24 protein-coding genes are annotated in these 21,862 nt (G+C 54.9%); 8 read left to right on the plus strand and 16 right to left on the minus strand.

What is annotated here, in order from left to right:
* Positions 1 to 51: 51 nt before the first annotated feature.
* The gene (locus KHQ26_RS15600; RefSeq protein WP_004195589.1) at positions 52 to 711 is read left to right on the plus strand and encodes an AzlC family ABC transporter permease; all 660 of its coding nucleotides are present in this window, start codon (positions 52 to 54) and stop codon (positions 709 to 711) included.
* Entirely contained in the window at positions 711 to 1,034 is a 324-nt protein-coding gene (locus KHQ26_RS15605) for an AzlD domain-containing protein (RefSeq protein WP_002882863.1), read from the plus strand. The genes KHQ26_RS15600 and KHQ26_RS15605 overlap by 1 nt, the downstream gene beginning before the upstream one ends.
* On the opposite strand, the gene KHQ26_RS15610 is transcribed toward KHQ26_RS15605, so the two are convergent.
* From KHQ26_RS15610 to fdhD, 9 genes are all read right to left on the minus strand, one after another.
* Entirely contained in the window at positions 1,031 to 1,624 is a 594-nt protein-coding gene (locus KHQ26_RS15610) for an AAA family ATPase (RefSeq protein WP_016947353.1), read from the minus strand. The two genes, KHQ26_RS15605 and KHQ26_RS15610, sit on opposite strands and share 4 nt — an antisense overlap.
* Positions 1,621 to 2,058, minus strand: a complete 438-nt coding sequence (locus KHQ26_RS15615; protein WP_020804530.1) for a PTS sugar transporter subunit IIA — start codon at positions 2,056 to 2,058, stop codon at positions 1,621 to 1,623. The genes KHQ26_RS15610 and KHQ26_RS15615 overlap by 4 nt, the downstream gene beginning before the upstream one ends.
* 9 nt (positions 2,059 to 2,067) lie before the next feature.
* Positions 2,068 to 2,337, minus strand: a complete 270-nt coding sequence (locus KHQ26_RS15620) for a hypothetical protein (protein ID WP_020804543.1) — start codon at positions 2,335 to 2,337, stop codon at positions 2,068 to 2,070.
* 58 nt (positions 2,338 to 2,395) lie between these two features.
* A complete protein-coding gene (locus tag KHQ26_RS15625; protein WP_002882856.1) occupies positions 2,396 to 3,238 on the minus strand; it encodes a class II fructose-bisphosphate aldolase in 843 nt (280 codons plus the stop codon).
* A complete protein-coding gene (locus tag KHQ26_RS15630) occupies positions 3,225 to 4,592 on the minus strand; it encodes a PTS sugar transporter subunit IIC (protein WP_004150366.1) in 1,368 nt (455 codons plus the stop codon). The genes KHQ26_RS15625 and KHQ26_RS15630 overlap by 14 nt, the downstream gene beginning before the upstream one ends.
* Entirely contained in the window at positions 4,585 to 4,899 is a 315-nt protein-coding gene (locus tag KHQ26_RS15635; RefSeq protein WP_004151864.1) for a PTS sugar transporter subunit IIB, read from the minus strand. Before KHQ26_RS15635 ends, KHQ26_RS15630 begins: the two co-directional genes overlap by 8 nt.
* 11 nt (positions 4,900 to 4,910) lie before the next feature.
* Positions 4,911 to 5,891: a 6-phosphofructokinase gene (locus KHQ26_RS15640; protein ID WP_002882831.1), complete on the minus strand. Its 981-nt coding sequence runs from the start codon at positions 5,889 to 5,891 to the stop codon at positions 4,911 to 4,913.
* 402 nt (positions 5,892 to 6,293) lie between these two features.
* Entirely contained in the window at positions 6,294 to 6,506 is a 213-nt protein-coding gene (locus KHQ26_RS15645) for a YdgH/BhsA/McbA-like domain containing protein (protein WP_002882830.1), read from the minus strand.
* A gap of 128 nt (positions 6,507 to 6,634) precedes the next feature.
* The gene (fdhD, locus tag KHQ26_RS15650) at positions 6,635 to 7,471 is read right to left on the minus strand and encodes a formate dehydrogenase accessory sulfurtransferase FdhD (protein WP_020804537.1); all 837 of its coding nucleotides are present in this window, start codon (positions 7,469 to 7,471) and stop codon (positions 6,635 to 6,637) included.
* Positions 7,472 to 7,627: 156 nt separating this feature from the next.
* Between fdhD and fdnG the strand changes: the two genes are divergently transcribed.
* Genes fdnG through fdhE form a run of 4 tightly spaced genes read left to right on the plus strand, consistent with a single transcriptional unit; the run spans position 7,628 to position 13,151 of the window.
* Positions 7,628 to 10,678, plus strand: a complete 3,051-nt coding sequence (fdnG, locus tag KHQ26_RS15655; RefSeq protein ID WP_085955160.1) for a formate dehydrogenase-N subunit alpha — start codon at positions 7,628 to 7,630, stop codon at positions 10,676 to 10,678.
* Positions 10,679 to 10,690: 12 nt separating this feature from the next.
* Complete coding sequence (fdxH, locus tag KHQ26_RS15660) at positions 10,691 to 11,593, plus strand: formate dehydrogenase subunit beta (protein WP_002882822.1); 903 nt, start codon at positions 10,691 to 10,693, stop codon at positions 11,591 to 11,593.
* Positions 11,590 to 12,225, plus strand: a complete 636-nt coding sequence (fdoI, locus tag KHQ26_RS15665) for a formate dehydrogenase cytochrome b556 subunit (protein WP_002882818.1) — start codon at positions 11,590 to 11,592, stop codon at positions 12,223 to 12,225. Before fdxH ends, fdoI begins: the two co-directional genes overlap by 4 nt.
* Positions 12,222 to 13,151, plus strand: a complete 930-nt coding sequence (gene fdhE, locus KHQ26_RS15670) for a formate dehydrogenase accessory protein FdhE (RefSeq protein WP_004150358.1) — start codon at positions 12,222 to 12,224, stop codon at positions 13,149 to 13,151. The genes fdoI and fdhE overlap by 4 nt, the downstream gene beginning before the upstream one ends.
* Before the next feature lie 173 nt (positions 13,152 to 13,324).
* Here fdhE and KHQ26_RS15675 read toward each other — a convergent pair whose 3' ends face one another.
* Entirely contained in the window at positions 13,325 to 13,708 is a 384-nt protein-coding gene (locus tag KHQ26_RS15675) for a type II toxin-antitoxin system VapC family toxin (RefSeq protein ID WP_002882817.1), read from the minus strand.
* The gene (locus tag KHQ26_RS15680) at positions 13,708 to 13,950 is read right to left on the minus strand and encodes a CopG family transcriptional regulator (protein ID WP_004150355.1); all 243 of its coding nucleotides are present in this window, start codon (positions 13,948 to 13,950) and stop codon (positions 13,708 to 13,710) included. The genes KHQ26_RS15675 and KHQ26_RS15680 overlap by 1 nt, the downstream gene beginning before the upstream one ends.
* 204 nt (positions 13,951 to 14,154) lie before the next feature.
* Here KHQ26_RS15680 and KHQ26_RS15685 point away from each other — a divergent pair, with 204 nt between their 5' ends.
* Positions 14,155 to 15,072, plus strand: a complete 918-nt coding sequence (locus KHQ26_RS15685) for an alpha/beta hydrolase (protein ID WP_004178029.1) — start codon at positions 14,155 to 14,157, stop codon at positions 15,070 to 15,072.
* A gap of 13 nt (positions 15,073 to 15,085) precedes the next feature.
* Here KHQ26_RS15685 and fabY read toward each other — a convergent pair whose 3' ends face one another.
* The 5 genes from fabY to typA form a co-directional block, all read right to left on the minus strand.
* Positions 15,086 to 16,027, minus strand: a complete 942-nt coding sequence (fabY, locus tag KHQ26_RS15690; RefSeq protein ID WP_004178031.1) for a fatty acid biosynthesis protein FabY — start codon at positions 16,025 to 16,027, stop codon at positions 15,086 to 15,088.
* A 44-nt stretch (positions 16,028 to 16,071) separates the two neighbouring features.
* Entirely contained in the window at positions 16,072 to 16,509 is a 438-nt protein-coding gene (gene dtd, locus KHQ26_RS15695; RefSeq protein WP_002882809.1) for a D-aminoacyl-tRNA deacylase, read from the minus strand.
* Positions 16,506 to 17,366, minus strand: a complete 861-nt coding sequence (locus KHQ26_RS15700) for a virulence factor BrkB family protein (RefSeq protein WP_004146232.1) — start codon at positions 17,364 to 17,366, stop codon at positions 16,506 to 16,508. The genes dtd and KHQ26_RS15700 overlap by 4 nt, the downstream gene beginning before the upstream one ends.
* Positions 17,360 to 17,959, minus strand: a complete 600-nt coding sequence (yihX, locus tag KHQ26_RS15705; RefSeq protein WP_004151865.1) for a glucose-1-phosphatase — start codon at positions 17,957 to 17,959, stop codon at positions 17,360 to 17,362. Before yihX ends, KHQ26_RS15700 begins: the two co-directional genes overlap by 7 nt.
* A 135-nt stretch (positions 17,960 to 18,094) precedes the next feature.
* On the minus strand, positions 18,095 to 19,918 hold the full coding sequence (typA, locus tag KHQ26_RS15710; RefSeq protein WP_002882755.1) for a ribosome-dependent GTPase TypA: 1,824 nt from the start codon (positions 19,916 to 19,918) through the stop codon (positions 18,095 to 18,097).
* A gap of 378 nt (positions 19,919 to 20,296) precedes the next feature.
* On the opposite strand from typA, the gene glnA reads away from it, so the two are divergent.
* Positions 20,297 to 21,706, plus strand: coding sequence for a glutamate--ammonia ligase (gene glnA, locus KHQ26_RS15715; RefSeq protein ID WP_002882753.1), 1,410 nt, complete (start codon positions 20,297 to 20,299; stop codon positions 21,704 to 21,706).
* Positions 21,707 to 21,862 lie beyond the last annotated feature (156 nt).

The following is a 21,862-nucleotide window of genomic DNA, read 5'->3' on the forward strand; positions in this document are numbered from 1 at the left end:
GATCATTATGTGTTCATTATAATGGAAATTCGTTCGATATGGCTAAGTGATATGAAACAAACTCTCTCCAGTCTCAGCGGAGACACGATAAAAGCGATTGTTTTGGTCTGCCTTGCCGTCGGGGTGGTGGGCATGTCCTATGGGTCGCTGGCGGTGGCTTACGGCTTCCCTTTATGGGTGCCGCTCTTGCTTTCGGTGTCGGTGCTGGCGGGCGCCTCTGAATTTATGTTTATCGGCATTGTCGCCAGCGGCGGTAGTCCGCTGGCCGCCGCCGCCGCCGGCCTGTTAGTCAATGCGCGTCATATCCCGTTCGGGGTGACCGTACGCGAACTGGTTGGTCGGCGCGCCTTAAGCTTTATCGGGTGCCACATTATGAACGACGAGAGCGTGGTCTTTGGCTTGTCGCAGCCCACCCCCGCGCAGCGCAAAGCGGCCTACTGGCTGTGCGGCGCTGGCGTCGCGCTGATCTGGCCCCTCGGTACGCTAACCGGCGCGGCCGTCGGCAAACTGCTGCCAGCGCCGGAAACCATCGGGCTTGATGCGGTCTTCCCGGCGATCCTGCTGGCGCTGGTGATCCCGGCCTTTAAAAACCGCACTACGCTGATCCGCGCCGCCAGCGGCGCCGCGCTGGCGCTTGCCGCCGTACCGTTTGTGCCCACCGGGCTGCCGGTGCTGCTTTCGCTGTTCGGTTTACTGTCGAGGAAAAAATAATGGGCAATATGACGCTGTTTATCGCCGGTATCGCCATCCTGTCGCTGGGAACCTATCTGATGCGCCTCGGCGGCGCGAAGCTCGGCAATCGGCTGGCATTTTCCGAGCGCTCGCAGGCGCTGCTTTCCGATGCGGCGACGGTGCTGCTTTTTTCCGTCGCCCTGGCCACCACTTTCTATGAGGGCGCACATTTCGCCGGTATGGCGCGCGTTCTGGGCGTTGCTTTCGCTGTGTTCCTCGCCTGGCGCAAGGTCCCGCTGATCGGCGTGATTATCGCCGCCGCCGTGGTGACCGCGCTGCTGCGCCTGGCGGGTATGCCCTAGGACGAGTAAGCGTAATCTGTAAAACCGCTGTGCTGTCCGGCGATCGTGCCTTCAAGCCACTCAATAACCGGTTCGATTTGCAGCGGGTGCCGCTGGTCTATCGTCAGTACAGGTCCTAACGACATGGGCTGCGCCCGCCCGGCCAGCTGGGCCAGCTCCGGCAAATACTCTTCTCCAGGGTGGCCCGGCGGCCGCGTCGCCAGCCGCGAGGCATAGCGCGCGACGGCCAGCTCCGGAGAGATATGGTTCCAGACCTCAATCACCTGCTCCACGCCCGCCTGCTGTAGCAGTCTCTGCAAGGTCTCCCGCGGCTGAAAGCCGAACCAGGCGTCGATCAACCAGACCATGCTGGCAGGCGATGCGCCGACAATCGACCAGATCACCTCATACGCCGCGCAGCCCAGCTGGCGATTCATCGGCCGGTCGACAGGGGCCAGGCGCGCCATAAACGGCTCTTTGATGCCGTCGATCGTCAATACCGGCAGGCTAAAGGTCTCCGCCAGCAAACGGGTAATGGTGCTCTTCCCCGACGCCGGAATGCCGTTGATTAAAATGGCCGTTTTGCAGCCTGGGGTCAGATGTCTGTTCATAGTAATGCGACAACCTCCTCCCGGCTGCGGGCCGTCCGCAGTTTGGCCATGGTGTCATTATTATCCAGCAGCGCGACGATGGAACGGATGCCCTCCTCGATATGCGCATTGCTGTCCCGGGCGCCAAACATAATAACAATGTCCGCTTTTTCACTGTCCGCAAAGGGAATAGGCTTTTCCAGCACCACCAGGCTAAAGCAGTTGCGTCTGACGCCGCATTCGGGGCGGGCATGGGGGATGGCAATCCCTTCATCAAAAACGTAATAAGCGCCATGATTTAAAGTATTGTCGATCACCGCCTGGCTATATTCCTTCGAAATAAAGCCTTTTGCCTCCAGCGGGCGGGCAGCCAGCTTTATTACCCGCTGCCAGTCGGACTCCACAACGCCAACCTGAATGGCATCGGCCTCAATAAGCAGTTCTTTTATGGTCATTCTCTGTTCCTAGATATTGCGGCGAATAATATTGCGTAAATTATCAATCTGCAGAAACAGCGCATCGATACCCTGCCGGTGGCTCTTACTTTTGGCATATACCGATAATGCCCGGTTGTAAGTCAACATCAATGTTTTTTGCACGTCGCTATTATCGGGCTGGCGCTGTAATTCGCCTTCCAGTCTGGCGATCTCTTCCGCCAGCTGACGGGACTGTTGATCATAATCCTGCAGCGGGTTTTGCTCTTTTTTCCACAGCGTTTTCAATGATTCAAACATAGCAAGCTCCCTCCCTGGCGGAAGACAGGGCAACAAAAGATATGTGTCGGTAAAAACGCTACTTAAATAGCGCCATTTTTTCCATTAATACGGCAGTAACTGCCTGGTTGGCGGGAATTAAAAATTTCCGTACGCTGTCATTTACTTTTCCTTTCTCAAACGTTGATTTACAGCGGTCGACCCACTGCACGTTCATTTCCGTTCCGACGTTCACTTTATTAATCCCTTCGGTGACGGCCAGCCGCATATCCTCATCGCTGACACCTGTGCCGCCATGCAGCACCAGCGGCACGCCCGTCGCTTCGCTTATCGCCTTCAGCCGCGCATGCTGTATCTGCGCTTTACCGGTGTACAGGCCATGCACAGTGCCCACGGAGACGGCCAGCATATCGACCTGTGTCTCCTTCACAAAACGCGTCGCGTCTTCGACGGTAGTAAAACAGATATCTTCGGCAGCCACCGCTTTTCCATCCTCTGACCCGCCGATCGCCCCCAGCTCACCTTCTACCGTAATATTCCGCGGCCGGGCCATTTCCACCACAATCCGCGTGTTACCGATATTTTCCTCGAGGCTTAAGTGAGACCCGTCGTACATCACCGAAGAAAAGCCCGCATTCATTGCCGTCTCGATGGCTTTAATATCGGAGCAGTGATCGAGATGCAGGCAGGTCGGGATATTTTCACTGTCTGCTAATGAACGCACGGCATCGACCAGTAACCGATACCCCAGATACTCTGCGGTACCGGTTGATATTTGGATCATTAATGGGCTGCGGCTGTTTTGCGCGGCTTTAAAAAAAGCCGGTAACATCTCAATACAGTGCAAGTTAAACGAGCCAATCGCTTTAAAATCTCTTTCCTGAGCGATTTTTAAAATCTCATTAAAATTATACAGACTCATGAACACTTTCCCCTTTCGGCTTAGCGGATTTACCGTTTACAAACCATGCCAGTGCGGCGACAAACACAATAAACAAGGCGACAAAGAGCCAGTTATTCTGGAAGGCGTGGCCTAATACCAGACCGGAGCTGATGACGTCTGAATCGCTGAAGGTGACGCCCGTAAAGCCGTAGCTCTCCAGCATGGGTACCAGAATGGCCGGCAGAAATGTGATAAACAGGCCGTGAATCACCCCGCCGATCATCGCCCCGCGACGTCCGCCCAGCGCATTGCCAAATACCCCTGCCGTACCGCCGGCGAAAAAGTTGGTTAACAGCCCGGGGAGAATCATCGCCAGGCCGAACATCGGGAAAACCAGCATGCCGATAATCGAGCCGACAGTCGTTGCCAGAAATCCAACAATCACCGCATTCGGTGCATAGGGAAATAGCACCGGGCAATCGAGAGCGGGCTTTGCATCCGGGACAATACGCATCGCGATACCGCGAAAAGCCGGCACCAGCTCATTGAGTAATAAACGCACGCCGCTATAGAGGACAAAGACCCCGGCGACAAACTGAATGGACTGCATGAAGGCATACATCAGGTAATTAATGCCGCCGGAGAACTGCGCGATGTACTGAGGCCCCGCCGCGATAGCCGGGATGAGATACATCGGCACCATCACCACCGCCATGGCCAGATAGGTATCCTGCAGAAACTTAAAGTTATCAGGCAGTTCGAGATCTTCCGTGGAGCGAGAGCCTTTTCCGACAACTTTAGCGACCGCAGCCTGCACCAGATAGCCGATAGTACAGAAGTGCCCCAGGGCCACATCGTCAGACCCGGTAATGCGCCTGACCACCGGCTGCGCCAGGGCCGGCATTAACACCGCCATCACGCCGCCGAAGATGCCCCCGGTTAAAATCAGCGGTACGCCGGTGAGCCCGGACTTATAGCCAATCACGGCGCCGATCGTCGCCATCCACAGCAGCGCCTGGCCGGTCAGAAAAATATATTTCAGCGGCGTCAGCCGGGCGATAATAATATTGACGGCAAAGATCACCAGCAGCGTCAGCGCCACCTCCGAACCTAATTCCCGATTCGCTAACCCGGCGATGGCGGCCACATCGGTAATATAGCCTTTCATGCCAAATCCCTGGGTGAAGATATCATTCAGGAAGGTCAGCGTGGCGACAATGATGTTTATCCCGGCCATCATAATTAAGAAACCGAGCAGCGTTTTAAATGTCCCTTCCGCGGTTTTGCCTGGCGATTTCTTTTGCAGGATCAGGCCAAGCATGGCAATAAAAGCAATAAGAATGGATGCCTGGCCGAGTAAATCCTTAACGATAAACGCAACGAAGCTATTCATAATCAGCCACCTTCAGATGACGTTCTTTTAAGAATGCGACGATCTTAGTTTCAATCTCCTCTTTATCAGTAAGTTTATTCAACACCACGACACGTTTAATTTCTTCTTCACTGGCATCGGCGGTTAAGATGTCGGCAAAGGTTTTTTGCGTCAGAATCATATCCGATTTAAAAGCCCCAGCTTCGGAAACGGTGGTGTGTTCAATATGAGCGGGAATTTCCAGCTTCTTTAAAACTGCCTTCGCCGTCATTTCAATGGCAAAGCTTGAACCGAGGCCGCAGCCACATACGCATAAAATTTTCAGCATGGAGGGTCTCCTCAAATAATATTGAGTTGCTTGGCAAGTTTATAATGATGTCCTTCAGTATCGACCAGACGTTTTTTCATACTGACTAAATCAATCGGAATAGGTTTGTTACTGGAATTAATTATTATGGCTTTATTTTTCATACCTGACTGAATACAGCGAACCACTTCACTGGCCATAATAGTGCCCTGATAAATCTCTTCGCAGGTTGGATCACCGCTGCGTAAACCATAGCCGACGATCGTTTTACGGATACGGACACCTATTTGTGGTTCCAGCTGTTTAATCATGGTATCAATCGCCCCCTGAAAGCCGGGAGAGTACTCTTTGGTATAGCCTTCTGAGCAGAGGATAACGACGCTATTCTGCGTACTCAGCTTCCGGGTAATCCGTTCCGCGAGCACGGCCAACGGCATCTGTGCCTCCGGGATCAGGGCAATATCCGCATTACATTTAATGGCGGACTGCAACGTTAGTTCTCCACAATAGCCTCCTAATATCTCAACCATAAAAACCCGACCGGGCAGCGCTCTTCCGGTATTTCTTAAACGAGAGACTTCTTTAATAATTTGCTCACAGGCCGTGGAAAAACCAATCGTATAATCACTGCCATACACATCATTATCGATAGTCATTCCCACACCAAAGCAATTAATCTCAAATTCACTAAGGGTATTCAGAAACTGCAGGCTGCCATCCCCCCCGGCCATAATGAGCACATCAATACGCAGAGATTTAAGTTTTTTTGCAATGCTTTCATATTCACTGCGCTGCAGTTTGCGACTGGTTCGCCCCGAGGTAATGATCGGCACCGCGGTAATTGAATAATCAACCAGATCGCGCCACGCCATATCCTGATGACTTTTCTCCAGTAGCCCTGGAATACCGCCATTAAACAGCGTGATATCGGCATTAGCCTGCCTGGCTATCTGGAATATAAAATTATTCATTCCAGAAACATCCCCGCCGCTAATAACGATGCCAATTTTCATGACGCATCCTCGCTCATTTGCCTGACAACATTTTTCCCTGAGTACAAGCCTTCTATTTGCAATGAAGATCACATAATGCGTATTAAATTACCGCAGTGAATAGTTGACAGGTACGGCGAAACGCCTATTTTTGTGATACACATCCCATTTAAAGAGAGTGATCTCCATCGCTTTCTGTTTTTTATTTCTTTAAATTTCATGGCGTTAAAAAATCGAGATATTCAGGCGTGCTGACCTTTCCTTTGCCATAAAAAGGAGGATTTAAGAAAAGAACGGAAACGTGATTAGTGCCACATTTTTTTCGTAGCAGAGGAAAATATTGGCAAATTTCGCAGAGACGGGAAGCGGAAAACAAAAACAAAAAAAGCGCCCTGAGGCGCTCTTTCGACAGTTGCTATACGCTTATTTGTTCAGTTCGGCAGTCATATGCACGCGGTTGCCGGTAAACGCTTCGGTGATTTTGTAAGACGAAGCGCCGGCAGCCTGCGCCTGTGCGGCGATTTTCGCTTCCGCGCCGTCCATTGTGGAGGCGGTTGCGGTCACGGTTTCAGCAGCGAAGGAAGCGAAAGAGGCGGCCATAGCGATTACTGCGACAAAAGTTTTGATGCTTTTCATGATATAAACCCTTTCATTTAGTTGTTTAGATAAGGCGCTGTGCCTTGATGTGTTAAATAGTATCCCGCACATCGCTAAACAAAAAGCGGAAGGAATTGCTGTCATTGTTCAAATTTATTGACCAATATTTAACCCGCAATTAAACGCTGCGGATGGGTGTAAACTGTCGCCCTGCCCGGCTTGCAAAAGCCCACCAGCGTCAGATTGCAGCGCTCGGCAACTTCCACTGCTAAGGTGGTGGCCGCCGAGACCGCGAACAGGATCTCGACGCCGCACATCGCCGCCTTCTGCACCATTTCATAACTGGCGCGGCTGGAGACCAGCGCGGCGCCATGCTGCCACCCCTCGCCGACTTCCGCCCGCCGGCCCAGCAATTTATCCAGGGCGACATGCCGGCCAACGTCTTCAAACCCCCCCGCCAGTTCGCCCGTCAACCGGACCCACGCGGCCGCGTGAGTACAGCCGGTGAGCCGGCCAACCGGTTGAAAGTCGTTAAGATGCGCCAGGGCCTGATCGAGATTGGCTAAATCGAACGACTGAGTGAACGGCAGCGGCTGGACCGGCTTACCAATATCATTGAGCTGCTCGACGCCGCATACGCCGCAGCCGGTGCGCCCGGCCAGCGCGCGACGCCGGGCTTTGAGGCCCATAAAACGCCGGCTGGAGAGCTCAATCTGCACCTCAAGGCCGTTGCACACCGCTACCACGTCCATGCCGAAAATCTCCCGCTGGTGCTCGATAATCCCTTCGGATAAGGAGAAGCCGACGGCGAATTGCTCCAGATCTTTCGGGGAGGCCATCATCACCACGTGGGAGATACCGTTGTAGACCAGCGCGACGGGCACCTCTTCCGCTAACTCATCTGGCTGAGGGTGTTGCAGATCCTCGCGTTTCCAGAGGGAGACCTGGCGATATCCTGTGACATTCGTCACATTTTTGATTTGTTCGAGAGGCTTCTTGTTCACTTTGCTTTAACCGTATTGGAACAGGCATACACACAATGTGGTATTCTGTTTTTATCCCTTCAGGAATGAGGGAAATTTGCCCTAATTCTGAACCTTTGCGGCCTTCACCGCAAAGCAAATAACTACATGTGACAATGTCGAAACAAGGAGCGAACCATGCAGGTCAGCAGAAGGCAGTTCTTTAAGATCTGCGCTGGCGGTATGGCGGGAACCACGGCAGCAGCGCTGGGCTTTGCCCCGGCAACTGCGCTCGCGGAGACACGGCAGTACAAATTGCTGCGCACGCGCGAAACCCGTAACACCTGCACATACTGTTCTGTCGGCTGTGGGCTGTTGATGTATAGCCTCGGCGACGGCGCGAAAAACGCCAAAGCATCCATTTTCCATATCGAAGGCGATCCGGATCATCCGGTCAACCGTGGTGCGCTCTGTCCGAAAGGGGCTGGTCTGGTGGACTTTATCCATTCTGAAAGCCGCCTGAAATTCCCGGAATATCGCGCGCCAGGCTCCGATAAATGGCAGCAAATCAGTTGGGACGAAGCGTTCGATCGCATCGCCAAGCTGATGAAAGAGGACCGCGACGCCAACTTTATCGCGCAAAACGACGCCGGCACCACCGTCAACCGCTGGTTGACTACCGGGATGCTGTGCGCCTCCGCCTCCAGTAACGAAACCGGCTATTTAACGCAAAAATTCACCCGCGCCCTCGGGATGCTGGCGGTGGATAACCAGGCGCGTGTCTGACACGGACCAACGGTAGCAAGTCTTGCTCCAACATTTGGTCGCGGTGCGATGACCAACCACTGGGTTGATATTAAAAACGCCAACCTGGTCGTAGTGATGGGCGGTAACGCCGCAGAAGCGCATCCGGTGGGGTTCCGCTGGGCGATGGAAGCCAAAATTCATAACGGCGCCAAGCTCATCGTTATCGATCCGCGCTTTACGCGTACGGCGTCGGTGGCTGATTTCTATACCCCGATTCGTTCCGGTACCGACATTACCTTCCTGTCGGGCGTGATCCTGTATCTGCTGAATAACGAAAAATTCAACCGCGAATACACCGAAGCCTATACCAACGCCAGCCTGATCGTGCGTGAGGACTACAGCTTTGATGATGGTCTGTTCAGCGGCTACGATGCCGAAAAACGCCAGTATGACAAAACCAGCTGGAACTATGAACTGGATGAAAACGGCTTCGCCAAACGCGATACCACGCTGCAGCATCCACGCTGCGTCTGGAATCTGCTAAAACAGCACGTTTCCCGCTATACGCCGGATGTGGTCGAAAACATCTGCGGTACGCCGAAGGCCGACTTCCTCAAAGTCTGTGAATACATTGCTGAAACCAGCGCGCCGGATAAGACCGCATCGTTCCTGTACGCTCTCGGCTGGACCCAGCACTCCATCGGTGCGCAGAATATCCGCACCATGGCGATGATCCAGCTGCTGCTCGGCAACATGGGGATGGCGGGCGGCGGCGTCAACGCCCTGCGCGGCCACTCCAATATCCAGGGTCTGACCGACCTCGGCCTGCTCTCCACCAGCCTGCCAGGCTACATGTCGCTGCCGAACGAAAAACAGGCCGACCTGCAGACCTACCTGACGGCTAACACGCCGAAGCCGCTGCTGAAAGACCAGGTCAACTACTGGGGCAACTATCCGAAGTTCTTCGTCTCCATGATGAAAGCCTTCTTCGGCGACAAAGCCACCGCGGAAAACAGCTGGGGCTATGACTGGCTGCCGAAGTGGGATAAGAGCTACGACGTTCTGCAGTACTTCGAGATGATGAATCAGGGCAAAGTGAATGGCTATATTTGCCAGGGCTTTAACCCGGTCGCCTCGTTCCCGAACAAAAACAAGGTCGTCGCTTCCCTGTCGAAGCTGAAGTTCCTCGTGACTATCGACCCGCTCAATACCGAAACGTCCACCTTCTGGCAAAACCATGGTGAGTCGAACGATGTCGATCCGGCGAAAATCCAGACCGAAGTGTTCCGTCTGCCCTCCACCTGCTTCGCCGAAGAGAATGGGTCTATCGTCAACTCCGGCCGCTGGCTGCAGTGGCACTGGAAAGGCGCGGACGCCCCGGGGATCGCCGTCACCGATGGTGAAATTCTCGCCGGTATCTTCACTCGCCTGCGTAAGATGTATGCCGAAGAGGGTGGCCCGGCGCCGGAGCCGGTGCTCAACATGACGTGGAACTACTCCACGCCACACGAGCCGGCATCGGAAGAAGTGGCGATGGAAAGCAACGGTAAAGCGCTGGCGGATATCACCGACCCGGCAACCGGCGCGGTGATCGTCAAGAAAGGCCAACAGCTGAGCTCCTTTGCGCAGCTGCGAGATGATGGCACCACCTCCAGCGGCTGCTGGATCTTCGCCGGGAGCTGGACGCCGGAAGGTAACCAGATGGCGCGCCGCGATAACGCCGATCCATCCGGTCTCGGCAATACCCTGGGCTGGGCCTGGGCCTGGCCGCTCAACCGCCGCATCCTGTATAACCGCGCCTCCGCGGACCCGCAGGGTAAACCGTGGGATCCGAAGCGTCAGTTGCTGAAATGGGACGGCGCCAAATGGGGCGGCGTGGATATTCCGGACTACAGCGCCGCCGCGCCTGGCAGCGACGTCGGTCCGTTTATCATGCAGCCGGAAGGGATGGGCCGTCTGTTCGCTATCGACAAGATGGCGGAAGGACCTTTCCCGGAACACTACGAGCCGTTTGAAACGCCGCTCGGAACCAACCCGCTGCACCCGAACGTGGTCTCTAACCCGGCCGCTCGCGTCTTCAAAGGCGATCTCGAGCAGATGGGTAAGGCCGAGAAGTTCCCGTACGTCGGCACCACTTACCGTCTAACCGAGCACTTCCACTACTGGACCAAGCATGCGCTACTTAACGCCATCGCCCAGCCGGAACAGTTCGTGGAGATCGGGGAAAAACTGGCGAATAAGCTCGGCATCGGCCACGGCGATACCGTGAAAGTTTCCTCCAACCGCGGCTATATCAAAGCCAAGGCGGTGGTGACCAAACGTATTCGCACGCTGAAAGTTGACGGTAAGGATATCGATACCATCGGCATTCCTATTCACTGGGGCTATGAGGGCGTGGCGAAAAAAGGCTTTATTGCCAATACCCTGACGCCGTTCGTCGGTGATGCGAATACGCAGACGCCGGAGTTCAAAGCTTTCCTTGTGAACGTGGAAAAGGTGTAACGGAGACGACTTATGGCTTACCAATCGCAAGATATTATTCGTCGTTCCGCGACTAACGGTTTCACCCCCGCGCCTCAGGCGCGGGACCACCAGCAGGAGGTGGCGAAGCTTATCGACGTCACCACCTGTATCGGCTGTAAAGCCTGTCAGGTGGCCTGCTCCGAATGGAACGATATTCGTGATGAAGTCGGTCACAATGTCGGGGTGTATGACAACCCGGCGGACCTGACCGCCAAGTCATGGACGGTCATGCGCTTCTCGGAGGTGGAACAAAACGACAAGCTGGAATGGCTCATCCGCAAGGATGGCTGCATGCACTGCGCGGACCCGGGCTGCCTGAAGGCCTGCCCGTCAGAAGGCGCGATCATTCAGTACGCCAACGGCATTGTCGACTTCCAGTCCGAGCAGTGCATCGGCTGCGGCTACTGTATCGCCGGCTGTCCGTTCGATGTACCGCGTCTGAACCCGGAAGACAACCGCGTCTACAAATGTACCCTGTGCGTAGACCGCGTGACCGTCGGCCAGGAGCCTGCCTGCGTGAAAACCTGTCCGACCGGCGCAATCCACTTTGGCTCCAAAGAGGATATGAAAACGCTGGCCGGCGAACGCGTGGCTGAGCTGAAAACCCGCGGTTATGACAATGCGGGCCTGTACGATCCGGCCGGCGTCGGTGGCACCCACGTCATGTACGTGCTGCACCATGCCGACAAGCCGAATCTGTACCACGGCCTGCCGGAAAACCCGGAGATCAGCCAGACCGTCAAGTTCTGGAAAGGCATCTGGAAACCGCTGGCGGCCGTCGGCTTCGCCGCGACCTTCGCAGCCAGTATCTTCCACTACGTCGGCGTCGGTCCGAACCGCGCGGAAGAGGAAGAGGACAATCTGCATGAAGAGAAAGACGAGGTGCGCAAATGAAAAGACGTGACACCATCGTGCGCTACACGGCGCCGGAACGCATCAACCACTGGGTCACCGCCTTCTGCTTCGTCCTGGCGGCGGTGAGCGGGTTAGGCTTTTTCTTCCCGTCCTTTAACTGGCTGATGCATATCCTCGGCACGCCGCAGCTGGCGCGAATTCTCCACCCGTTCGTCGGGGTGGTGATGTTCGCGTCGTTTATCATCATGTTTTTCCGTTACTGGCATCACAACCTAATCAATCGGGATGATATCTTTTGGGCGAAGAATATTCGTAAGATCGTCGTCAACGAGGAGGTGGGCGATACCGGGCGCTATAACTTCGGCCAGAAATGCGTATTCTGGGCGGCGATTATCTTCCTGGTACTGCTGCTGGTGAGCGGTGTGATCATCTGGCGTCCGTATTTTGCGCCGGCTTTCTCAATCCCGGTGATCCGATTTGCGCTGATGCTGCATTCATTTGCCGCAGTGGCGTTAATTGTGGTTATCATGGTGCATATCTACGCCGCCCTCTGGGTGAAAGGCACCATTACCGCGATGGTGGAAGGCTGGGTTACCAAAACGTGGGCGAAGAAACATCACCCGCGCTGGTACCGAGAGGTCCGCCAGAAACAGGAAAAGTCATCTGAATGAGTATTCGCATAATCCCGCAAGACGAGCTGGGTTCGAGCGAGAAACGCACGGCGGAAGCAATTCCGCCGTTACTGTTCCCCAGGCTGAAAAATCTGTATAACCGCCGCGCTGAACGCTTGCGCGAGCTGGCCGCTAATAACCCGCTAGGCGATTACCTGCGCTTTGCCGCGCTGATTGCCCATGCCCAGGAAGTAGTGCTGTACGACCATCCGCTGCAGATGGATCTCACCGCCCGCATTAAAGCGGCCAGCGAACAGGGCAAGCCGCCGCTGGATATCCACGTCCTGCCGCGCGACAAGCACTGGCACAAGCTGTTGCACTCGCTGATTGCCGAGCTGAAGCCGGAAATGAGCGGCCCGGCGCTGGCGGTCATTGAGAATCTGGAAAAAGCCTCTGAGCAGGAGCTGGAGCAGATGGCCAGCGCGCTGTTTGTTTCCGATTTCGCCTCCGTCAGTAGCGACAAAGCGCCGTTCATCTGGGCTGCGCTGTCGCTCTACTGGGCGCAGATGGCCAGTCTGATCCCAGGAAAAGCGCGCGCCGAATACGGCGAACAGCGCCAGTTCTGCCCGGTGTGCGGCTCGATGCCGGTCTCCAGCATCGTGCAAATCGGCACCACTCAGGGGCTGCGCTATCTGCACTGCAACCTGTGCGAAACTGAGTGGCACGTAGTACGCGTCAAGTGCAGCAACTGCGAGCAGAGCCGCGACCTGCACTACTGGTCACTGGACAACGAGCAGGCGGCGGTGAAAGCCGAAAGCTGCGGCGACTGCGGAACCTACCTGAAGATTATGTATCAGGAGAAGGATCCGAAAGTCGAAGCCGTCGCCGACGATTTGGCCTCCCTGGTGCTCGACGCCCGCATGGAACAGGAGGGCTTCGCCAGAAGCTCAATTAACCCGTTCATGTTCCCCGGCGAAGGGGAGTAAGTTCTGCAGTATGATTTCGGGCGGCTCTTGTCGCCCGTTTTCCTTCTTGTGACACGAACGTGCGCAGGGATTATTCACACGCGTCACTGACCGTTATCAGAGGCCAACCTTTGGCTGGAGATATTCGTTTCAGACGAGTCTGTCGCTCACTTGTCGTCCTCCTGCCACTCGAATTATTCAGGGTGGATTTCGTACGGCGTGACTACGCCAGGAATACCGGCAAAATCCTTCGTATTCCGCGTAATTAGTTCCAGACGATGGAGTTGCGCCGTCGCCAGAATGATGGCATCCGGCAGCTTAAGCTTATACTCCTGCCGCAGCGCAACGCTTCGCTCTGCAATATCCTGTGAGATGTTAATGATATTAAAGGTGCTCAGCGCCATTCGCGTGCGCTGCTCCTGGTGATATTTTTTAGCGCCAACCATCACCTCCATCCAGGTAATCAGACTGATCGCATTCTGCGGTGGCCAGGCCTCCAGCGCCTGTTTGGCTTCGCGACGCCCGCTAAATAAATCAATAAGAATATTGGTATCAAAAAGCGCAGATCCGGAGGTCATTACCACTCCTTGCGTAGCTGACGTTGATATTCCATGCCGTCTTCTTCGCAGTCTTGCCACAGACCCAGCGCACTGGAGATGGTATCTTTAGCTCGATCTTGTTTCTCCAGATATTGTTCAACCGCTTCACGTAACAGTTCCGCTCGCGGAATGTTACGCTGCACTTTGAGGTCATCGAGACGTTGAATGACATCGTCTGATAAATCGAGAAGAATTCTGCCCATATCCCTTTCAGCCATCATGCTCATATATACCTCAAGTATATCACCAGTGATGAAGTTATGAGCAATCTAGAGCTTTTGGAATCGGAAACAAACAGGATTTTGTCAGGTAAACTCTTTTTTGCGAGCCGCTTTCCATAATGCACAGGCGACCTCAACAGGCCTGTCTTTTCGCCATAATCCAGGCTATAACACTGGATATTAAAACAGTATAAGGAACTTCATATGGCGCTGGAAAAAGGGATTGCTTCGCTGGTTGAGGCATTTATTGCGGCAGGTCGTCCGTCATCACGCGATCAGCATATTGATGATCGGAGGGCCGGCTATATCGCCAGTGCGGTACTCGCCGGGGAGACGGAAACGCGAGTGCGGGTGGAGGATATCACCCTGGAGGGTATGCACTTCCGCGTCGTTTCACCGCCCACTGCCGACGGCCTGCTACCCACGCTTATCTACTACCACGGCGGCTGTTTTGTCAGCGGCGGCTTTGCCACCCATGACAATCAATTGCGCCAGCTTGCCTGGTTCAGTGGGTGCCGGGTGATCGCCGTGCAGTATCGTCTGGCCCCGGAGTACCCTTTTCCGGCGGCGCACGATGATGCAGAACGAGGTGCCACGATTATTCACCAGCACGCAAAACAGCTTGGCGTGGATGCTTCGCGCATCACCCTGGCCGGCGACAGCGCCGGCGGGCATCTCGCCCTGGTCACGGCTCTGCGCCTGAAAGCGGCGGGAACATGGCAGCCTGCACAGCTTATCCTGATTTACCCGATGCTCGACGCTACCGCCAGCATGGCAAGCTACGCCAGCAACGGCGAGGATTACATCATTACCCGGGACACGCTGCTTAGCGGCTACGAAATGTATTTAGCGGCCACACCCGCTACCCATCCGGATGCCAGTCCGCTGTGGCGCGAAGATTTTCACGGTCTGCCACCGGTCCACATCCTGACGGCGGAGTTCGATCCTTTACGTGATGAGGGCGAAGTGCTGTACCGAAGGCTGACGGAGCAAGGGGTGGAGAGTTCCTGTCAGCGCTATCTGGGGGTGATCCACGGCTTCTTTCAGCTGGGAGGCGTCAGCAACGCCGCGCGTGATGCCATGCGGGATATCGCCTGGCGTGTGGCATCGCCAGGACGATAACTGCCGCAGGCGCTTACTCTTCCTCGTTGCCGCCCTCTTCGTACGAGCCAAAGGGCTTCGCCGGCAGCACGATGTAGATCCCCTCGAAAACGGCGCCCTGTTTATCGTCGCCAAAAAGCTCCACCTGCATTTGCACGCGGGCTTTACGCCCGCGCGCCAGTCGGTCGAGATCGCCGCTCAGAGAACCGAGGTCGGCGATGGCGCTGGGGCGGCCGCTAATAGGCTGGCTGTAGCGGATATGCGCATCCGCCAGAATAATGGTGCCTCCCAGGTGCCGCTCGCGCAGCATCAGCCAGATAAGCCCCCATCCGGTTAAGGTAGCGAGCGAAAACAGGCTGCCGGCGAACAGCGTATGGTGCGGATTCTGGTTCCCCGCCTCCGGCATGGTGGTAATAAATTTCTGCCCGGTGTACTGCTGAATACGTACGCCCATTTTTTCACTCAGCGGAATATGCTGATACCACGCCTGCTGGAGCTGTGCGCACCAGTCGCCGCGGTGCAAAATATCGTCCAGCGACGCGACCGGTTTGATCATTAGAAAATGACGGATCGGCGTGGTGGTCGGGGTGGTGATCTCACCCTGATTGACAAATCCGAGCTTGGCGAAAAATTCCACCGCATCTTCGCGCGCGCTGCAGGTAACCCGCTTAACCCCTTCCTGACGCGCGACGGACTCCAGGGTCATCGCCATCAGCGTACCCAGCCCTTTATCCTGCACCGAGGGATGCACAGCCATAAAGCGGATGGAGGCTTCATTCTCCGCATTGATATATAGCCGGCCGACGGCAACCAGGTTGCCCTCTTCATCCACTACCATCTGATGATGCGCCATCGCATCCCAGGCGTCACGTTCCGATCCCTTAGGCTGATGCAGCGGCTTACGCAGCATCTCCCAGCGGAACTGGTAGTAGCTCTCTAACTCTTCTGCTGTTTGCGGTACACGAAGGTGATACATAGTCGTACTCTCTTTTGTTACCCGCAGCCTGCCCGGAAGCTGGGTCATACCTGCAACCAAAAGGTCACGGGACCATCATTGACCAAAGAAACCTGCATATCCGCAGCGAATCTTCCGGTCTGGGTGTGCATTTCCTGCTGGCGACAGCGGGCGACGAAATACTCATACAGCGCCTCAGCGCGGTCAGGGGCAGCGCCTTTCGAGAAGCTCGGTCGCATCCCCCGCTCGGTATCGGCCGCCAGCGTAAATTGCGAAACCACCAGCACGCTGCCGCCCGCCTGCTGGACATTCAGGTTCATTTTCCCTTCCGCATCGCTGAAGATGCGGTAGCCCAGCACGCGTTCACAAAGGCGATTCGCCTTTTGTTCATCATCGTCTTTCTCGACGCCCAGCAGCACCAGAAGCCCCGGGCCAATTTCGCCCGTCACCTCGTCCGCCACGGTAACGCTTGCACGGGATACGCGTTGAATTAATGCAATCATGGTTGTTCTGTTTCTTCTGTTTTAAGTTTGCGGTATTCACCGAGAGTGACAGTAATTTCAGCGCCAAGCAAGACGATACACCAGGTCCAGTACACCCAGACGAACAAAATCGGCACCACCGAAATCACGCCATAAATTAGCTGATAGGACGGAAAGGTGGTGATATAGAGGGCAAACGCCTTTTTACCTGCCTCAAACAGCAGCGCCGCCACCAGCGCCCCGATCACCGCGTCGCGGTTACGTACCTGGGTAGTTGGTACAATACTATAGAGCAGCCAGAACGCTGCCCAGGAGAGGATCAGCGGAAATAGGCGGAGCAGATTATCAATTACGCCGTCCAGGTCGCTTGCCCAGCGCAGCGACAGCAGATAGGAACTGATCGCCAGGCTGGCGCCCGCCAGCAGCGGGCCGAGGGTCAGGATCATCCAGTAAACGGCAAAGGAATAAACTTTGGGGCGGCTGCGCGTGCTGCGCCAGATGGTGTTTAGCGCGCTGTCGATCGAGTACATCAGCAGCAGCGAGGTGACGATCAGGCCAAAGGCGCCTACGGCGGTCATGCGGCTGGAGTTGGCCACGAACTGCTCGATATATCCCTGGATTACATCCCCGGTCGCCGGAATAAAATTGGCGAAGATAAAATGACGGATCTGCACGCTGACTTCGGAGAACATAGGAAAGGCCGCAAACAGCGCGAACACGACGGCAATCAGCGGCACCAGGGACAGTAATGACACATAGGCGAGGTTCCCCGCCAGGGTGGTCATATGATCTTCATCAATGCGCCGCCACAGCAGCTTTAGCCACGCCAGCAGCGGCCGGGTATGGTGGAGTAATTTTTGATGAACGGTTTTTAGCATAGCTGTTTCGCGAAATAGTCAGGGATGGTCTCCTTACCAGTCACCAGGATACTGGTGATCCCCAACCGGTTGGCCCCTGCTATATTATCGACGTTATCATCAAAAAAGACCGTATCCGCGGCGGAAAACCCCTCTTCTTCCAGTACTCGCAGATAAATTTGCGCTTCAGGCTTACGCAATCCCATCTCCTGCGACAGATAAATGCGATCGGCGGCCGCGCGCACTTCCGGGTATTCATCGGGCCAGAACGTGGTGTGCAGACGATTGGTATTGGAGAGCACCACCACCCGATGCCCCTGGGCACGAAGTTTATGCATGATGGTAATCACCTCCGGGCGCAGCGCGACAAACACCGCCTGCCAGCCGTGAGCAAACTGTTCATAGCTGAGGGGCATATTCATTTCATGGCACATGGCGGCGGCAAAGTCTTCATCGCTGAGCTCGCCGCGCTCATGCTGATGGAAAGCCTCACCCATGGTGAAATGCTGCTTCAGCGTCGCCAGCGGGATGCGGGTTAAATCGCTCCAGGCTCCCAATACCCGGTTGAAGTCAATGTCGACAATCACATTACCTAAATCAAAGATATAGAGCATTTTTGTCTCCTTCCGCGCCGTGGAAAATTAACTTTAGCGGGAAAGGCTGGATTTGACTATTGGCGTGTGATGCAGGAATGAAAAAAAGAAACCCCGCCGGAGAGGCGGGGTTTAGCGAACAACAAGAAGAAAAAATTACTCTTCTTTTGCACCGCGCATCGCGCGTTTACGGTCGTTCTCGGTCAGGTGACGTTTACGGATACGGATAGAGGTCGGAGTAACTTCTACCAGTTCGTCGTCATCGATGAACTCCAGAGCCTGCTCCAGGGTCATCTTAACCGGCGGAACCAGAACCGTGGCTTCGTCAGTACCAGACGCACGCATGTTGGTCAGTTTCTTACCGGTCAGGCAGTTTACCGTCAGGTCGTTGGAACGGCTGTGAATACCGATGATCTGGCCTTCGTAAACTTCAGCGCCGTGGCCGAGGAATAGCTTACCGCGATCCTGCAGACCGAACAGCGCGAACGCTACCGCTTTACCCTGACCGTTGGAGATCAGTACGCCGTTGTTACGCTGGCCCACTTCGCCCGGACGAACGTCGTCGTAGTGGCTGAAGGTGGAGTAAAGCAGACCGGTACCGGAGGTCATGGTCATGAACTCTGAACGGAAGCCGATCAGACCGCGGCTTGGGATCACGTAGTCGAGACGTACGCGGCCTTTACCGTCCGGATTCATGTTTTTCAGGTCGCCTTTACGCTCGCCCAGCGCCTGCATGACAGAACCCTGATGCTGCTCTTCGACGTCCAGCGTCACGTTCTCGAACGGCTCTTGTTTACGGCCGTCGATTTCACGGAAGATAACTTTCGGACGGGAAACCGCCATCTCGAAACCTTCACGACGCATGTTTTCAATCAGAACGGACAGGTGCAGTTCACCACGGCCGGAAACGCGGAACGCATCAGCGTCTTCGGTTTCTTCAACGCGCAGCGCCACGTTGTGCACCAGCTCTTTATTCAGACGGTCCAGGATCTGGCGAGAGGTAACGAACTTACCTTCTTTACCGCAGAACGGAGAGGTGTTGACGTTGAAGAACATGGAAACGGTCGGCTCATCAACGGACAGGGCCGGCAGCGCTTCGACATTCTGCGGGTCGCAGATGGTGTCGGAGATGTTCAGCTCGCCCAGACCGGTGATCGCGATAATGTCGCCAGCTTCAGCTACGTCGCTCTCAATTCGCTCCAGACCCAGGTGAGTCAGCACTTTACCGACTTTACCGTTACGGGTTTTGCCTTCGCTATCGATGATAGTGACCTGCTGGTTCGGCTTCACTTTACCGCGCTTGATGCGGCCGATGCCGATAACACCAACGTAGTTGTTGTAGTCCAGCTGGGAGATCTGCATCTGCAGCGGACCGTCAAGATCAACGTCCGGCGCCGGCACGCGATCGACAATCGCCTGGTACAGCGGGGTCATGTCGTCAGCCATGTCTTCGTGATCCAGACCCGCGATACCGTTCAGCGCGGACGCGTAAACGATCGGGAAGTCCAGCTGTTCGTCGGTCGCATCGAGGTTAACGAACAGGTCGAACACCTGATCGACAACCCAGTCCGGACGCGCGCCCGGGCGGTCAACTTTGTTGATGACCACGATCGGCTTCAGACCGTGGGCAAAAGCTTTTTTGGTCACGAAGCGCGTTTGCGGCATCGGGCCATCAAAGGCATCTACCACCAGCAGCACAGAGTCAACCATGGACATAACACGCTCAACTTCACCTCCGAAGTCGGCGTGCCCTGGGGTATCAACGATGTTGATACGGTAATCATTCCATTTGATTGCGGTGTTTTTCGCGAGGATGGTAATCCCACGCTCTTTCTCCAAATCGTTGGAGTCCATCACACGTTCTTGTGCTTCAGTACGTGCGTCGAACGTACCGGATTGCTGTAGCAGCTTGTCAACCAGGGTAGTTTTACCATGGTCAACGTGCGCGATGATGGCGATATTACGCAGATTTTCGATCACAACTTTGCCTCAGGCATTAGAAATAGCGCGTTATTGTACACGTATTAAGCGAAGGACTGAACAGGATCACAAACATCCTCCGCAAACAAGTATTGCAGAGTTTCTTTGTGACCGCTTTCACGGAGCGATAAAAGGGCACCGTAACAAAAATTGCACCAAAATGGTGCTCAATGTTCACACTGAAGCACTATTTTGGTGCATTATCTCCATCATGGTGCAGTCCTTTTGCACTATGGTGCGCATGATACAGCGTTTTATGGGGCATTTAAAAGTTGGCACAGATTTCGCTTTATATTTTTTAAGGCAACAACGCCACTTTTAAGCAGTATGAAGTTTTCGTTACCACGACGACAATGACCAATCCGGGAGAGTTTAAGTATGTCCGCTGAACACGTTTTGACGATGCTGAACGAGCACGAAGTGAAGTTTGTCGATCTGCGCTTCACCGATACCAAAGGTAAAGAACAGCACGTCACGATTCCGTCTCATCAGGTAAATGCCGAATTCTTCGAAGAAGGCAAAATGTTTGATGGCTCCTCGATTGGTGGCTGGAAAGGTATCAACGAATCTGACATGGTCCTGATGCCGGACGCGTCCACCGCGGTCATTGACCCGTTCTACGAAGAACCGACCCTGATCATCCGCTGCGATATCCTCGAGCCAGGCACCCTGCAGGGCTATGACCGTGACCCGCGCTCCATCGCGAAACGCGCTGAAGAGTACCTGCGCGCCACCGGCATCGCTGATACCGTCCTGTTCGGGCCAGAACCAGAATTCTTCCTGTTCGACGACATCCGTTTTGGCGCCTCTATCTCCGGCTCCCATGTCGCGATCGATGACATTGAAGGTGCGTGGAACTCCTCCACCAAATACGAAGGCGGTAACAAAGGTCACCGTCCGGGCGTGAAAGGGGGTTACTTCCCGGTTCCGCCAGTAGACTCTTCTCAGGACATCCGTTCCACCATGTGTATGATCATGGAAGAGATGGGTCTGGTTGTTGAAGCCCATCACCATGAAGTAGCAACCGCAGGTCAGAACGAAGTGGCAACCCGCTTCAATACCATGACCAAAAAAGCGGATGAAATTCAGATTTACAAATACGTTGTTCACAACGTCGCTCACCGCTTTGGTAAAACCGCGACCTTTATGCCGAAACCGATGTTCGGCGACAACGGCTCCGGCATGCACTGCCATATGTCTCTGGCGAAAAACGGTACCAACCTGTTCTCCGGCGACAAATACGCCGGTCTGTCTGAGCAGGCGCTGTTCTACATCGGCGGCGTAATCAAACACGCTAAAGCCATCAACGCCCTGGCGAACCCGACCACCAACTCCTACAAGCGTCTGGTCCCGGGTTACGAAGCGCCGGTTATGCTGGCTTACTCTGCCCGTAACCGCTCTGCCTCTATCCGTATTCCGGTGGTGACCTCTCCGAAAGCGCGTCGTATCGAAGTGCGCTTCCCGGACCCGGCTGCCAACCCGTACCTGTGCTTTGCGGCGCTGCTGATGGCTGGCCTTGATGGTATCAAGAACAAAATCCATCCGGGCGAAGCAATGGATAAAAACCTGTATGACCTGCCGCCGGAAGAAGCGAAAGAGATCCCGCAGGTTGCCGGTTCTCTGGAAGAAGCCCTGCAGGCCCTGGATGCTGACCGCGAGTTCCTGACCGCTGGCGGCGTGTTCACCAATGACGCTATCGATGCCTACATCGCCCTGCGTATGGAAGAGAACGACCGCGTACGCATGACTCCGCATCCGGTTGAGTTCGAACTGTACTACAGCGTCTAATTTTGCTGTAAATCCAGGGTATGTCGTGTTGTGGCGCGAGATGCCCGGGATATTTTGTTGCCGTGGAAACTTTCAGCCCATCTCAGGATGGGCTTTTTTCTCCACCAACACGCTGATCTCGCGAGCTTTTTACCGATAAAAAGCTATACTGCACTA

It is taken from the genome of Klebsiella sp. 10, from assembly GCF_018223925.1.
GTDB classification, from domain to species: Bacteria; Pseudomonadota; Gammaproteobacteria; order Enterobacterales; family Enterobacteriaceae; genus Klebsiella; species Klebsiella pneumoniae.